The organism is Curtobacterium sp. PhB146, assembly GCF_004342995.1.
Lineage (GTDB): Bacteria > Actinomycetota > Actinomycetes > Actinomycetales > Microbacteriaceae > Curtobacterium.
The window spans coordinates 1398110-1412407 of the sequence record NZ_SMBN01000001.1 but is presented as its reverse complement, the minus strand read 5'-3'; the positions used below and the strand labels follow the sequence as shown (position 1 = coordinate 1412407).

16 protein-coding genes are annotated in these 14298 nt (G+C 71.1%); 11 read left to right on the top strand and 5 right to left on the bottom strand.

Features of this window, described 5'->3' with window-relative positions:
• Positions 1-66 precede the first annotated feature (66 nt).
• Together EDF33_RS06880 and EDF33_RS06875 are read left to right on the top strand one after the other, a co-directional pair.
• Complete coding sequence (locus EDF33_RS06880) at positions 67-291, top strand: DUF3107 domain-containing protein (protein ID WP_111084998.1); 225 nt, start codon at positions 67-69, stop codon at positions 289-291.
• A 4-nt stretch (positions 292-295) separates the two neighbouring features.
• Entirely contained in the window at positions 296-592 is a 297-nt protein-coding gene (locus tag EDF33_RS06875; RefSeq protein WP_123294090.1) for a hypothetical protein, read from the top strand.
• Here EDF33_RS06875 and EDF33_RS06870 read toward each other — a convergent pair.
• Positions 589-1305 (bottom strand): ferritin-like fold-containing protein, encoded by a 717-nt coding sequence (locus EDF33_RS06870; RefSeq protein ID WP_235035842.1) that lies wholly within the window; start codon positions 1303-1305, stop codon positions 589-591. The two genes, EDF33_RS06875 and EDF33_RS06870, sit on opposite strands and share 4 nt — an antisense overlap.
• A gap of 90 nt (positions 1306-1395) precedes the next feature.
• Here EDF33_RS06870 and EDF33_RS06865 point away from each other — a divergent pair, with 90 nt between their 5' ends.
• A complete protein-coding gene (locus EDF33_RS06865; RefSeq protein WP_132099594.1) occupies positions 1396-2898 on the top strand; it encodes a DEAD/DEAH box helicase in 1503 nt (500 codons plus the stop codon).
• 178 nt (positions 2899-3076) lie between these two features.
• Here EDF33_RS06865 and EDF33_RS06860 read toward each other — a convergent pair whose 3' ends face one another.
• Positions 3077-3967, bottom strand: a complete 891-nt coding sequence (locus EDF33_RS06860) for a PHP domain-containing protein (RefSeq protein ID WP_132099593.1) — start codon at positions 3965-3967, stop codon at positions 3077-3079.
• A gap of 51 nt (positions 3968-4018) precedes the next feature.
• Here EDF33_RS06860 and EDF33_RS06855 point away from each other — a divergent pair, with 51 nt between their 5' ends.
• Entirely contained in the window at positions 4019-5503 is a 1485-nt protein-coding gene (locus EDF33_RS06855) for an aminopeptidase P family protein (protein WP_132099592.1), read from the top strand.
• 9 nt (positions 5504-5512) lie between these two features.
• Positions 5513-6001 carry a GNAT family N-acetyltransferase gene (locus EDF33_RS06850; RefSeq protein WP_132099591.1) on the top strand — a complete coding sequence of 163 codons (489 nt, stop codon included), beginning with the start codon at positions 5513-5515 and terminating at the stop codon, positions 5999-6001.
• 31 nt (positions 6002-6032) lie between these two features.
• On the opposite strand, the gene EDF33_RS06845 is transcribed toward EDF33_RS06850, so the two are convergent.
• Positions 6033-6959, bottom strand: coding sequence for a general stress protein (locus EDF33_RS06845; protein WP_132099590.1), 927 nt, complete (start codon positions 6957-6959; stop codon positions 6033-6035).
• An 83-nt stretch (positions 6960-7042) separates the two neighbouring features.
• On the opposite strand from EDF33_RS06845, the gene EDF33_RS06840 reads away from it, so the two are divergent.
• The 5 genes from EDF33_RS06840 (at position 7043) to EDF33_RS20100 (ending at position 12381) form a co-directional block, all read left to right on the top strand.
• A complete protein-coding gene (locus tag EDF33_RS06840) occupies positions 7043-8362 on the top strand; it encodes a CBS domain-containing protein (RefSeq protein ID WP_111084991.1) in 1320 nt (439 codons plus the stop codon).
• A gap of 52 nt (positions 8363-8414) precedes the next feature.
• Positions 8415-8915: a DUF1003 domain-containing protein gene (locus EDF33_RS06835; RefSeq protein WP_111085044.1), complete on the top strand. Its 501-nt coding sequence runs from the start codon at positions 8415-8417 to the stop codon at positions 8913-8915.
• Positions 8908-10068, top strand: a complete 1161-nt coding sequence (locus EDF33_RS06830; protein WP_123294097.1) for an Mrp/NBP35 family ATP-binding protein — start codon at positions 8908-8910, stop codon at positions 10066-10068. The genes EDF33_RS06835 and EDF33_RS06830 overlap by 8 nt, the downstream gene beginning before the upstream one ends.
• Before the next feature lie 10 nt (positions 10069-10078).
• The gene (locus tag EDF33_RS06825) at positions 10079-10927 is read left to right on the top strand and encodes a methyltransferase (RefSeq protein ID WP_132099589.1); all 849 of its coding nucleotides are present in this window, start codon (positions 10079-10081) and stop codon (positions 10925-10927) included.
• A 167-nt stretch (positions 10928-11094) separates the two neighbouring features.
• A complete protein-coding gene (locus tag EDF33_RS20100) occupies positions 11095-12381 on the top strand; it encodes a carbohydrate-binding protein (protein ID WP_207906638.1) in 1287 nt (428 codons plus the stop codon).
• Between the two features lie 94 nt (positions 12382-12475).
• On the opposite strand, the gene EDF33_RS06815 is transcribed toward EDF33_RS20100, so the two are convergent.
• Entirely contained in the window at positions 12476-12850 is a 375-nt protein-coding gene (locus EDF33_RS06815; RefSeq protein ID WP_123340711.1) for a twin-arginine translocase TatA/TatE family subunit, read from the bottom strand.
• 64 nt (positions 12851-12914) lie between these two features.
• Here EDF33_RS06815 and EDF33_RS06810 point away from each other — a divergent pair, with 64 nt between their 5' ends.
• Entirely contained in the window at positions 12915-13547 is a 633-nt protein-coding gene (locus EDF33_RS06810; protein ID WP_123294100.1) for a class I SAM-dependent methyltransferase, read from the top strand.
• Positions 13548-13563: 16 nt separating this feature from the next.
• Here EDF33_RS06810 and EDF33_RS06805 read toward each other — a convergent pair whose 3' ends face one another.
• On the bottom strand, positions 13564-14292 hold the full coding sequence (locus EDF33_RS06805; RefSeq protein WP_132099587.1) for an AAA family ATPase: 729 nt from the start codon (positions 14290-14292) through the stop codon (positions 13564-13566).
• Positions 14293-14298 lie beyond the last annotated feature (6 nt).

Below are 14298 nucleotides of genomic sequence, written 5' to 3'. Positions count from 1 at the left end.
GGGCCGCAGAGTGCGCCCGCGGCGAACGTCCGATGTCCTCCGGGACCGCTCGGATACGCTGTGCTCGTGGACATCAAGATCGGCATCATCAACAGCCCGCGCGAGATCGCGTTCGAGACCGCCCAGACCGCCGACGAGATCGAGAAGGCCGTGTCTGAGGCCCTCGCGTCGAAGGCGACGCACCTGTCGCTCCAGGACGAGAAGGGCCGTCGCTTCATCGTTCCGGTCGCCGCCCTGGCGTACGTCGAGGTCGGCGCGGAAGAGGCACGCCGCATCGGCTTCGTCGCCTGACGACGTGGAACTGCTCTTCGCCGTCCTCGGCGGCCTGATCATCGGCGGGATCGCGCACGTGGTCCTGCCGTGGCGCGCCAGTCGTGGCGTCCTGATCGGGCCCGCCGTGGGCGGCATCGCCGCTGCCGTGCTGTGGGAAGCGCTGACCTGGGCCGGGTGGCGGTACGACGCCACCTGGATCTGGGTCGTGGCCCTGGTCGGTGCGGGCGTCGTCGCCCTCGTCGTCGAGTGGCTGCTCGGGACGCGCCGCGACAAGAGCGACGTCGAGTACTACGAACGACTCAAGGCCCGCGGGGCCTAGGCCGTCAGGCCGAGCGCGTCCATCCGACGGGTGTGCGCCGCGATCAGTTCGGTCCAGACCGGCTCGAGCCGCTCCTGGTCCTCGCGCGCGTGCGACGCCAGTGCCGACCGCGCCACGAGCAGGGTGTCGCCGACCAGACGCCGGCCCCACATCGCCAGGCGCGAACCGACCTCGGGGTCGTCCTCGATGCGGGCGGTCAGTTCCTCGACGACCGCGGGTTCCTCACGCGCGTCGAACACGGAGCGCAACCGCTGCCGCACGTCGTTCGGCAGCGACCGCAGCAGGTTGCCGAACAGGTCGTTCAGGATGCCGGCCGTGACGTAGCCGGTCAGCATCGACTCGTACCAGTCGGCACCACTCGTGCGCTCGAGGAACCGGTCGATCGCCTCGCGGTGCGGCGCCATCAGTTCCGCCGGGTCCGACCCGTTGCGTTCGATCTCGGCGACGATCGTGCGGTGCCGGTCGAGCGCCGTCGTCGCGAGCACACCCGTCACCAGGCGACCGGACAGCGTCGGCGCCGAGGCACCGGCACGACCCATCGTCTCGTAGACGGAGAGCTGCAGGTACGCGGCCTGCCCCAGGTAGACGTCGAGCTCGGGGGTGACGTCGTCGAGCGCCAGACGCTTGACCTGGCTTGCGTTGCGCGGGTTCCGCGACGCGAGCCACGCTGCTGCGAGCTGCGCCGCGCGCTTCCGGTTCCACCACGACACCACCCGGAGAGCATAGCGGGAACCGCCTCGCGCCCCGCTCCACCCGCCCATCGGTAGACTGGCCCGGACTTCCACCAGAACTAAGGTGATTCTTTGACTTTCGCAGACCTCTCCATCGAGCAGGACATCGTCGACGCGCTCGCGGGCAAGGGCATCCTCGAGCCCTTCCCGATCCAGCAGCAGACGATCCCGCTCGCCCTCACCGGCCAGGACATCATCGGCCAGGCCAAGACCGGTACCGGCAAGACCTTCGGGTTCGGCCTCCCCCTCATCCAGCGCCTCGGCGCCGACCCGGCGCCCGGCGTCAAGGCCCTCGTCGTCGTCCCGACCCGCGAACTCGCGGTCCAGGTGACCGAGGACCTCGAGGTCGCCACCTCGAACCGCCCGACCACCGTCGCGGCGATCTACGGCGGCAAGGCGTACGAGGGCCAGATCGAGCAGCTCAAGGCCGGCGCCCAGATCGTCGTCGGCACGCCCGGGCGCCTCATCGACCTGCAGCGCCAGCGACTTCTCGACCTGTCCCACGTGCAGGAAGTCGTCCTCGACGAGGCCGACCGCATGCTCGACCTGGGCTTCCTGTCGGACATCGAGCGCATCTTCCAGGCCGTCCCCGAGGTGCGGCACACGATGCTGTTCTCGGCCACGATGCCCGCGCCGATCGTCGCCCTCGCCCGCCGGTTCATGAGCCGTCCGGTGCACATCCGGGCGACCGACCCGGACGAAGGCCTCATGCAGGCCAACATCAAGCACCTCATCTACCGCGCGCACTCCCTGGACAAGGACGAGGTCATCGCCCGCATCCTCCAGGCCGAGGGCCGCGGCAAGACCGTGATCTTCACCCGCACCAAGCGTGCGGCGGCGAAGCTGGTCGAGGAGCTCAAGGACCGCGGGTTCAACGCCGCAGCGGTGCACGGTGACCTCAACCAGGAGCAGCGCGAGCGCGCGATGGCCGCCTTCAAGGCCGGCAAGCGCGACGTGCTCATCGCCACCGACGTCGCCGCCCGGGGCATCGACGTGGACGACGTCACGCACGTCATCAACCACACGATCCCGGACGACCCGGACACCTACCTGCACCGCGCCGGTCGTACCGGCCGTGCCGGCAAGACCGGCATCGCGGTCACGTTCGTCGACTGGGACGACCTGCACAAGTGGACGCTGATCGACAAGGCCCTCGAGTTCGGTATCCCCGAGCCCGTCGAGACCTACTCGTCGTCGCCGCACCTGTTCGAGGAACTCGACATCCCGAAGGGCACCAAGGGCCGTCTGCCCGGTGCCTCGTCGCACGCCGCGTCGGCCGGAGCCCCCGCCGAGAAGCGCAGCAGCGACCGTCCGGCCTCCGGTCCGCGTGACGCGTCGCGTTCGCGGTCGCGCAGTCGCACCCGGTCAGGAGGCTCGGAGCAGCCCGCCTCGCAGGCTCCCGCCACCGAGTCCGCGGCTCCGACCTCCGCGCCCACCGACGACACGTCGGCCACCGAGGGCGGGACCACCGACGGCGCCGCGAAGCGTCGCCGCCGTCGCCGCCGTCGCGGAGCCGGCACCGGCGATGCCTCGGCGACCGCCTCGGCACCGCAGGGTTCGTCGGACGGCGAGTAGCGCCTCCAGACCGAAGGGTCCGTCGCTGACGCGACGGGCCCTTCGTCGTCCTCACCTGCCGACTGCCCCCGCGAAAGCGACAGATTGCCGCGAACCGTCGGCGGGAATCTGTCGCTTTCGCGAAGGGGTCAGGCCGCGCCGAGCGAGATCTGTCGCTTCGGTGGGGACGAGCCTCGGGTCAGGACAGGCGCGAGCCGGGGCCGACCACGGGGGCGCTGCCGGTGGCCTCGGACAGGATGGCGTCGAACGCGACCCGCGCCGTCCGGTGCTCGCCGAGCCGGTTCGGCTTGCCCGTGCCGTGGTAGTCGCTCGAACCGGTGACGAACAGGCCGTAGCGCGACGCCCAGTCGAGCAGGGTGCGCTTGCCGTGCGCCAGGTTCTCGCGGTGGTCGACCTCGAGCCCGCCGAGCCCGGCGTCGACGAGGTCGCGGAGCATCGGCTCGTCGATGACGATCCCCCGCGACGAGGCTGCCGGGTGCGCGATGACCGGCACACCGCCCGCCTGTCGGATGAGTTCGACGCCGCGCAGGGGCGACGGTGCCTCGTGCGGTTCGTAGTAGCCGGACGCCGGGTGCAGGATGCCGCGGAACGCCGCGCTCCGGTCGGACTCGAGGCCCCGCGCGACGAGCGCGTCGGCGATGTGCGGGCGGCCGATGGTGGCCCCGGGGCTCGCCTGGGCCAGGACGTCGGCCCAGGTGATCGGGTGGTCCTCGCCGATGCGGTCGACCATGCGGTGCGCGCGGGAGAGGCGGCCGGAGCGGATGCGGTCCGTCTCCTCGACCAGGCCCGGGTCGTGTGGATCGACCAGGTAGCCGAGGACGTGCACGCTCCGGAAACCGATGCGCGTGCTGAGCTCGAGACCCGGCAGGAGCGTCAGCGGCAGCTCGCGGGCGGACCCGGACGCGTCGGCCCAGCCGGCGGTCGTGTCGTGGTCGGTCAGCGCGACGGCGTCCAGACCGGCGGCCGCGGCCGCTCGGACGAGCTCCGCGGGTCGCTCGGTGCCGTCGGAGACACTCGAGTGCGCGTGCAGGTCGATGAACGGGTCGGGCACGTCGACAATGCTATCCATAGGTGAGGGGCCGCACAGGACGCCGGTGCAGCGCGGTGCGATGATGGGGGCATGGCCGACATGACTCCCCGCGCGACGAGCAACCGATCCACGACCCCCGGGTCCTCGACCTTCAAGGACTTCATCGGGTCGCAGTGGGCCGACCGCGAGCAGACGATCCCCGAGCCCCGCGAGCAGGCCGCCTTCGCTGCCGAGCGTCGGGCCCGCATCTCCGAGCTGCACCCGGGCCGCACGATCGTCGTCCCCGCCGGGCAGGCCAAGGTCCGCTCGAACGACTGCGACTACCCGTTCCGCCCGCACTCCACGTTCGCGCACCTGACCGGGTGGGGCACCGACACCGTCGTCGGTTCCGTCCTCGTGATGACGCCGAACGGCTCCGGGCACGACGCCACGCTCTACTTCCGCGCCACGGCCGGTCGTGATTCGGAAGAGTTCTACGCGAACCCCGAGATCGGCGAGTTCTGGGTCGGCCCGCGTCCCTCGCTCGACGCCGTCGCCGCCGACCTCGGGCTGGCCACGGCCGACCTCGGTGCCTTCTCGGACGTCGCCGACGGGCTCGACGCCTCGGCGCTGCTCGTGCGCGAGGCCGACGACGACCTGACCCGCACCCTCGACGCACGACTCGGCGGCGCCGTCGGCGGCGCGCCGGAGACCGACGACGCACCGGCGACCGACGACGTCCTCGCCCGCGACCTGTCCGAGCAGCGCCTGGTGAAGGACGCGTACGAGGTGGGCGAGCTCCGCAAGGCCGTCGACGCAACGAAGCACGGCTTCGACGACGTGATCGCCGACTTCGACGCCGTCCTGGCACACCAGCGGGGCGAGCGCATCGTCGAGGGCACCTTCAACCGTCGGGCTCGTGCCGACGGCAACACGGTCGGCTACGACACGATCGCCGCCTCGGGCCACCACGCCTGCATCCTGCACTGGACCCGGAACGACGGCGCCGTGCAGCCGGGTGACCTGATCCTCATCGACGCCGGGGTCGAGGTCGACTCGTTCTACACGGCCGACATCACCCGCACGCTGCCGGTCAGCGGCACGTTCTCGCCCGTGCAGCGCATGGTCTACGACGCCGTGCTCGAGGCGGCCGACGCCGCGTTCGCCATCGTCAAGCCGGGCATCACGTTCCGCCAGGTGCACGCCACCGCGATGGAGGTCATCGCCCGCAAGACCGCCGAGTGGGGCTTCCTGCCCGTCTCGGCGGAAGAGTCGCTCGAGCCGGACAACCAGTTCCACCGCCGCTACATGGTGCACGGCACGAGCCACCACCTCGGCCTCGACGTGCACGACTGCGCGAAGGCCCGTCGCGAGATGTACATCGACGGCGTCGTGCAGCCCGGCATGGTGTTCACGATCGAGCCCGGTCTGTACTTCCAGCAGGACGACCTGACGGTGCCCGAGGAGTTCCGCGGCATCGGCGTCCGGATCGAGGACGACATCCTGGTCACCGAGGACGGGGCCGAGAACCTGTCGATCGGCATCCCCCGGACCCCCTCGGAAGTGGAGGGGTGGATCGCCCGCTCCGGCCGCTAGCCTGAGCGGGTGACGACGCCCGACGCCTCCAGCGACACCCGCACGCCGCAGTTCTCGATCGAGGTCGAGCACTTCGACTCCCCCGACGCGCAGCGACTCCGAGCCGCGCAGCGCCTGGAGATCGACCGTGCCTACGGCGGCGACACCGAACCCGGCGAGAAGCCGACGGCAGACTCCATCGCGGTGTTCTTCCTGGCGCGCGACGAGGCCGGCACTCCGCTGGCGTGCGGCGGACTGCGGGTCGTCGACGACGGCATCACCGAGATCAAGCGCATGTACGTCCGGCCGGAGTCCCGCGGCTCGGGTGTGGCGGCCGCGCTGCTGCGTCGTCTCGAAGAGGCCGCGCTGGACCTCGGGTCACCGGCGCTCGTGCTCGAGACGGGGAACGAGCAGAAGCGCGCCGTCGGGTTCTACGAGCGCGAGGGCTTCACGCGGATCGCCAACTTCGGCCCCTACATCGGCGCCCCGCTGTCGATCTGCTACTCGAAGGTGCTGTAACCCGAACACACCGGCCCCGAGCACGCAGGCGTCAGGCGCGCTCGTCGCCCTTCGGGGACGACGGCGACGACGGGGTCGATGAAGACGACGGTGCCGGCGGCGTCGCACCGGGCACCCGCTCGCCGTACTGCGGCGGGTCCTGCGGACGACGCTCGGGGATCGCCAGCCCACCCGAGGTGGGTCGGTCGGCGGGGGCGGCAGCGGACGGGTCGGCGTTCTCGCCGTACCGGGGCCCGTCGTTCGTGCCGTACCGCGGCGCGCTCGACGCACCCGGCGCCGTGGGCGCATCCGTCTGCCCACCGGGGGCCGACGTGCCGGGCTGCTGCGGGCCTCCTGGCTGCTGGTGGGGTGTGGCGTGTCCGCCGTACGGCGACTGCTGCTGCGGCGGGGCGGGACGCCACGGCTGCTGTCCCTGCACCGGTGCGCCGGGAGCGCCCTGCTGGGGCTGCTCGTTCCAGTGCGTGGACGGCGTCGCACCGTGCTCACCCAGGATCCGCTGCGCCTGACCGGTCAGCTGCGGGTTGACGACGATCTGGTAGTTCGTGGCGAGCACCTGGTGGACGCTCGTGAAGTCGCGCTGTCGCTTGGTGATCGCGAACGAGACGATGCCGTAGAGCATGCCGAACGCGGCGCCGATGATCGCGGCGGCGAGGATCAGGCCACCGGAGCTCGGCGAGAACAGGGTGAGCACGATGCCGAAGAAGATGCCGAGCCAGAGACCGGACAGGGCTCCGGCGATCGCCGCACGGCCGTAGGTCATCTTGCCGGTGACGCGCTCGACGGTCTTCAGGTCGTTGCCCACGATCGAGAGCTGGTTGACCGGGAAGTCGGCGTCGGCGAGCTTCGCCACGACGCGCTGCGCATCGGGGTAGCTGTCGTACGTGCCGAGGACGTCGCCCTTGGGCAGCGTCGGGAAGGCCTGGGCGGTCCTGCCGGCGAAGGGACTCTGATTGCTCACACAGCCATCATTCACCGCGCACCTTGCAATCGCACGTGCACCGCCGGGGAAGCGCCAGCACGCAACCGACTACGCTGGGTCGGGTGAGCGCCACGAAGGTCTTCGTCGCCCGCCTCGCCGGGTGCTCCGTCTTCGACCCCGCGGGCGACCGCGTGGGCAAGGTCCGGGACGTCCTGGTGGTCTACCGCCGGGCCGATCCCCCGCACGTCGTGGGGTTGATCGTCGAGGTGCCGGGCAAGCGCCGCATCTTCGTCAGCGTCGGCCGCATCACCTCGATCGGTGCCGGCCAGGTCATCACCACCGGGCTCGTCAACATGCGCCGCTTCGAGCAGCGCGGCGGCGAGGTCCGGGTGATCGCCGAGATGCTCGGTCGCAAGGTGCTCATCAAGAACCAGCGCATCCGCGCCACCATCGAGGACGTCGCGATCGAGGACCGCGGGCAGGGCGACTGGGAGGTCGCGCAGCTCTTCCTCCGCAAGCCGAAGACCACCCCGTCGCCGTTCGGCAAGGGCCCGACGACGTTCGCGACGTGGAACGAGGTCACCGAGGACGAACTCCCCGGCGAGGCCCAGTCCGCCGAGCACGTCATCGCGGCGTACTCCGACCTGGTGCCCGCCGACCTGGCGAGCACGCTGCTCGACCTGCCGGAGGAACGCCGGTTCGAGGTCGCCGAGGAGCTCCCCGACGACCGACTGGCCGACGTGCTCGAGGAGATGCCCGACCAGGAGCGCGTCGAGATCCTGTCGCGGCTCGAGGACTCCCGCGCGGCCGACGTCCTCGACCAGATGCAGCCGGACGACGCCGCCGACGTGCTCGCGCAGTTCTCCGACGAACGGAGCGAGGCGCTCCTGCAGCTCATGGAGCCGGAGGAGGCGCAGGACGTCCGCATGCTCCTGGAGTACGAGCCGGACACCGCCGGTGGTCTGATGACCACCGAGCCCGTCATCGTCTCCGCCGACGCGACCGTCGCCGAGGGGCTCGCACTCGTCCGCCGACACGACCTCGCCCCGGTGCTCGGTGCCGCGGTGTGTGTCACGCTGCCGCCGTACGAGCCGCCGACCGGTCGGTTCCTCGGGCTGGTGCACTTCCAGCGCATGCTCCGCTACCCGCCGAACGAACGGCTCGGCACGCTCATCGACCAGCAGACCGAGCCGGTCCGGGTCGACGCGAGCGCCGCCGAGGTCACCCGCGTGATGGCGACCTACAACCTGCTGTCCGTCCCCGTGGTCGACGACGCCCACCGCCTCGTCGGGGTGGTGACGATCGACGATGTCCTCGACCACGTCCTGCCGGACGACTGGCGAAGTCAGGGCGAGGGGGAACCCTCACCGCTTCCACGCCAACGCCCGCGCAAGACACCCGTGACGACGGGAAGGAGGACCACCCGTGGCCCGAACGGATGAGAACCGTCGTGATCGCGAGCGCTCCGACGTCCGCCTCGACTCCCCCAAGGGCATGCGCACGCGCGTGCTCCCGACCCGCCGTCGTGGCGGACGCGGTGACACGTTCGGTCGCGCGACCGAGGGCATCGCACGGGGCATGGGCACGCCGTGGTTCCTCATCGGCCTCACCCTGTTCTGTGTGGTCTGGATGGGTTACAACACCCTCGCGCCGAAGCCGTGGCAGTTCGACTCCGCCGCGATCGGCTTCACCGCACTGACCCTGGTGCTGTCGCTGCAGGCCTCGTACGCCGCCCCGCTCATCCTGCTCGCGCAGAACCGGCAGGACGACCGCGACCGCGTGCAGTTCGAGCAGGACCGGCAGCGTGCGGAGCGCAACCTGGCGGACACCGAGTACCTGGCGCGCGAGGTCGTCGCGCTCCGGCTGGCGATGCGCGACATGGCGTCGAAGGACTTCATCCGTGCCGAGTTGCGGTCGCTGCTCGAGGAACTCGACCGGCGCGACGCCGACGACGCCGGCTACGCGAACGAGCCCGGCAGCTCCACCCGTGGCTGACGCGGCTCCCGCCGACGAGCAGCTGGGCACGGCGGTCCTCGCTGCGCTCGGCCGCGTGATCGACCCCGAGATCCGTCGGCCCGTCACGGAGCTCGACATGATCCGTGGGGTCGACGTGCAGCCAGGAGGCGCTGTGCGCGTCGACCTGCAGCTCACGATCGTGGGGTGCCCCGCCGCCGACACCATCGAGCGCGACGTGCGCGTCGCCGCCGGTTCCGTGGACGGGGTGTCGTCGGTCGACGTCGACGTGTCGGTGATGGCCCCCGCGACGCGTGCCGCGCTGACCGAACGCCTGCGGGCCGGCCGGCCGAACGGCATCCAGTTCACGGCGGACTCGCTCACCCGGGTGATCGCCGTCACGAGCGGCAAGGGTGGTGTCGGCAAGTCGACGGTCACCGCCAACCTCGCCGTCGCGCTCGCCCGCCGGGGCCTGCGGGTCGGGATCGTCGACGTCGACGTGCACGGCTTCAGCATCCCCGGGCTGATGGGACTGACCGACGAGCACGGCGTCGCGCCGCGGCCGACCCGGGTGGACAGCATGATCCTGCCGCCCGTCGCCCACGACGTGAAGGTCGTGTCGATCGGGATGTTCGTCGACGACGCCTCCACCGCGGTCTCCTGGCGTGGCCCGATGCTGCACCGCACCGTGAACCAGTTCCTGACCGACGTGTTCTTCGGCGACCTGGACGTGCTCCTGCTCGACCTGCCGCCCGGTACCGGCGACGTCGCGATCTCGGTCGGCCAGCTCCTCCCCCACGCCGAGGTCCTGGTCGTCACCACACCCCAGGCCGCTGCGGCCGACGTCGCCGAGCGCAGCGGGATCGTCGCACGCCAGACGGGCCAGCGGGTGATCGGGGTCATCGAGAACATGGCCGGGCTCGTGCAGCCCGACGGCTCGGTCCTGCACCTGTTCGGCGAGGGCGGTGGCGCCGAGACCGCCGCACGGCTCTCCCGCGGCCAGGACGCCCCCGTGCCGGTGCTCGGCAGCGTGCCGCTGTCCGTGCCGCTCCGCGAGGGCGGGGACACCGGCCTGCCGGTCGTGCTCGGCGCGCCGGAGGACCCCGCGGCAGTCGCCCTCGCCGCGATCGCCGACGGCATCACGACGATGGGGCGCGGACTGGCCGGGCGGAAGCTGGGGCTGTCGCTGTCCTAGGCTCGTCAGCATGAGCATGGATCACGTCAGCGTCGACTGGGACCGCGCCCGCGACACGAACCGGGCGAACTGGGACGACCGGGTGCCGATCCACGAGGGCGCCTACGCCGTCGACGAGCTGTCCGACCCGGCGCACCGCTCGGACGTCGTGCGCGACGACCTGCCGGCCCTGACGCCGTGGCTGCCGAACGGCTCGCTCGCCGGCCTCGACGTCTGCCACCTGCAGTGCCACATCGGCACCGACACCGTTTCGCTCGCCCGCGAGGGAGCCCGGCTCACCGGCGTCGACTTCTCCCCCGCGGCGCTCGCCTCCGCCGCCGGCCTCGCGACGCGGCTCGGCCTCGACGTCACCTGGGTGGAGACCGACGTGCTCGACGCCCGCGCTGCCGTCTCCGGCGACTTCGACGTCGTCTACACGAGCATCGGCACGATCTGCTGGCTCCCCGACCTCGACCGCTGGGCCGCACAGGTCGCCGGCTTGCTGCGCCCGGGCGGGGTGTTCTTCATCCGCGACGGCCACCCCGCGCTCTACGGCCTCGACGAGACCGCCGACGAGCTCGTCACCCGGTACCGGTACTTCCCGGACGGCACCGCGCAGCAGTGGGACGACGCCGGCACCTACGCCGGCGACGGCACCGTGGCGAACACCCGCACGTTCGAATGGCCGCACCCGCTGTCCGAGATCGTGAACGCGCTGCTCGGCGCCGGACTCCGACTCCGCCGCCTGGACGAGGGGCGCACCCTGCCCTGGCGCTTCACTCCCCGCATGGAGGACACCGGCGACGGCTCGTGGGCGTGGCCCGACGCTGACCGCGACCGTGTTCCCCTGACGTACACGATCGTCGCCACCCGCGATTGACGACGGGCGCCTGCCATCCGCTCGGCGCACGCCTGTACGTTCGTTCATGGACAGGTCGTTCCACCCCGGAGCATTATGCAAGGGCATTGCACAATGCCCTTGCGGAATGTGACCGCCTGGGCTCCACCCGCCGGACGACGACGTCCGGCCGAGGACAGGAGAACCGTGTGAACCAGAACACCCGAGTACGGATCGGCCTCGTGGCCACCGTCGCCGCAGTGATCGCCGGCGGATCCCTCGCCGCAGCACCGGCCATCGCCGCGACACCGTCGTGCGCGACCGCGTGGACCGCCGGCACCGCGTACTCCGGCGGTGCCACCGTCAGCGAGAACGGATCGAACTACACCGCGAACTGGTGGACGCAGGGCGATGACCCCGCGACGCACGCCGGGGCAACGGGCAGCGGCCAGCCGTGGACGTCGACCGGCGCCTGCTCCGGCACGGGCGGCGGCACCACTCCTCCCGGTGGGGGGACGACGACCCCCGGCACGGGCGGGAGCGGCGGCACGGCCAGCGGACTGGTGTTCAGCCCGTACAAGGACATCACCGTGAACCTCGACTGGAACACGAACGTCATGAACACCGCGGTCACCGGGACGCGGATCCCGGTGGTCGGCTCGAGCAACAGCCTGGTGTCGACCCGGGAGCCCGGCCTCAAGGCGATCACCCTCGCCTTCGCGACCGGCACGTGCGGCAGCGAGAACTGGGGTGGCGTCGCGGCGGATGCCTTCGCGAACGCCAACATCCCGAAGCTCGACGCCGCCGGGGTGGACTACATCGTCAGCACCGGTGGAGCCGCCGGTTCGTTCAAGTGCTCGGGCGCCGCACTGCAGTCGTTCATCGCCCGGTACGCGACCCCGCACATGATCGGCGTCGACTTCGACATCGAGAGCGGTCAGTCGGCCGCCGACGTGCAGAACCTCGTGAGCGCCGCAGCCCTCGCCCAGGCGAAGTACCCGGGCATGCGCTTCTCGTTCACGCTCGCGACCCTGGCCGCCAGCGACGGCTCGTACGGCGGGCTGAACAGCACCGGCGACGCCACCGTGAAGGCGATCAAGGCGTCGACCCTGACGAACTACACGATCAACCTCATGACGATGGACTTCGGCCGCGCGACCACCGCGAACTGCGTGCTCTCCGGCTCCACCTGCCAGATGGGCAAGTCCTCGATCCAGGCCGTCACGAACCTGCAGCACACGTACGGCATCGCGTCGTCGAAGATCGAGGTCACCCCGATGATCGGCGTCAACGACACCACCGACGAGGTCTTCACCGTCGCCGACGTCGACACCCTGTCCGCCTACGCGAAGGCGAACGGCCTCGCCGGGATCCACTACTGGTCGCTCGACCGCGACACGCCCTGCGCCTCGACGACGGCGTCGTCCACCTGCAGCTCCGTCCCGAGCGCAGCGGCACTCGCCTGGACAGATCGTTTCCTCGCCGACCTGAAGTAGTCGACCTGAAGTAGTCGTCACCATACCGACGACGGGAGGCCCGGTGCCAGCTGGCACCGGGCCTCCCGTCCGTCAGGTGGTCACGTGACGGGCGTCAGGTCGCTTCCGCGTCGAACGGTGGCGCTTCTCCCGCGGCCAGCGGCACGACGGGAGCCGTCGCGCGCACCTTGGAGGCGGTCACCTGCGCGGTCTGGACCGCGGCGGCGCTGCTGGCGCCGCCGGAGTCGAGGAGCGCATCGCGGATGATCCGGCGGGGGTCGTACTGTCGCGGGTCGAGCTTCTGCCACTCGATGTCGTCGAACTCGGGGCCCATCTCGTCGCGCATCCGCTCCTTCGCGGTGTCGGCGAACCGGCGGACGGCCTTCACGAACTCGGCCAACTTCTGGGCGTACATCGGCAGGCGCTGCGGCCCGAGCAGGAGCACGGCAATGATCCCGATGATCAGGATCTTGTCGAGCGGGATGTTCACGTGAGCGAGCCTAACCCGTACGGCTCCGATGCACCCCTAGAGTTGTCAACCGAACGGAGTGTGCGTGTCAGAGAAAGAGTCGAACTGGAAGTTCGCCGAGGACATCGTCTCGGAGTCCGAGGCGATCGCCCGCGCTCGTGAGCACTCCCTGGAGCTCGGTGTCGAGGCGATCTCGCCCGCGATCGGCGCGCAGATCGGCGTCATCGCCGCAGCCTCCCGAGCAACGAGCATCATCGAGATCGGGACGGGCCTGGGAGTCTCCGGGCTGTACCTGCTCGGCGGCGCGCCGGACGCGACCCTGACCACGATCGACGTCGAGGTCGACCACCAGCAGTTCGCCCGCGACGCCTACATCAGCGCCGGCACCGCCCCCGCTCGGATCCGGCTCATCCCGGGCCGCGCGAACCAGGTGCTCCCCCGGATGAACGAGGCGTCGTACGACGTCGTCCTGGTCGATGCCGACCCCGAGCACGTCATCGAGTACGTCGAGCACGGGCTGCGGCTCGCACGCCTCGGCGGGACCGTCCTGGTGCCGCACGCCCTGTGGCGCGGACGCGTCGCCGACCCGGTCAAGCGCGACCGGGCGACGACCGACTTCCGGCTGCTGCTCACCGAGGTGTCGACGTCGGGTGCGGTGCGCAGTGCGCTCTCGCCGGCTGGTGACGGGCTGCTGCAGCTGACGAAGGTCACCGCGTAGCAGCCGTCCCCACCGGTCACTCGAGGTGCCGCAGGTACCGCTCCGGTGACTCGAGGAACGACCGCTGGTTGCGCACCAGATCGAGGTCCTCCCACTCGGTGCGCCGGAACCCCCACTCGCCGACCTCGTGGATCGTCGCGCCGGGGAACGCCGCCAGGACCGGTGAGTGCGTCGAGAGCACGACCTGCCCGACCCCGCTGTCGACGATCGACCGCAGCAGCGCGATGAGCGTCAGACACCCGGAGAAGGACAGCGCCGACTCCGGTTCGTCGAGGATCCAGAGCCCCGGCCACTGCGCGCGGTCGATGACGAAGTCGAGGAACGACTCGCCATGGCTCCGCTCGTGGAACACCGGCTCGGGGCGGGAGTGGTTGGGATTGTCCTCGAGGTAAGTGAAGAAGCCGTGCATGGTCTCGGCACGCAGGAAGAACCCACCGCGGGGCGCACCGAAGTCACGGCGGAGGACGATGTGCTGCCACAGCGACGACTCGGACGGACGCGTCGAGTGGTTCGCCAGGGTGGAGCCGCCCTCGGGTGACATGCCGAACCGGAGCGCGATGGCCTCGATCAGGGTGGACTTGCCCGCACCGTTGTCGCCGACGAACACCGTTACCGGGTCGAGGTCGAGTCCCTCGTCGAGCAGCTGCCGCACCGGGGGCAGCGTCGCCGGCCAGACGTCGCGCGGCATCGGGTCCGGGTCGCGGTACTCCTCGACGCGGCGGATCGGCATGTAGGTCCTCGGCACGAGGCC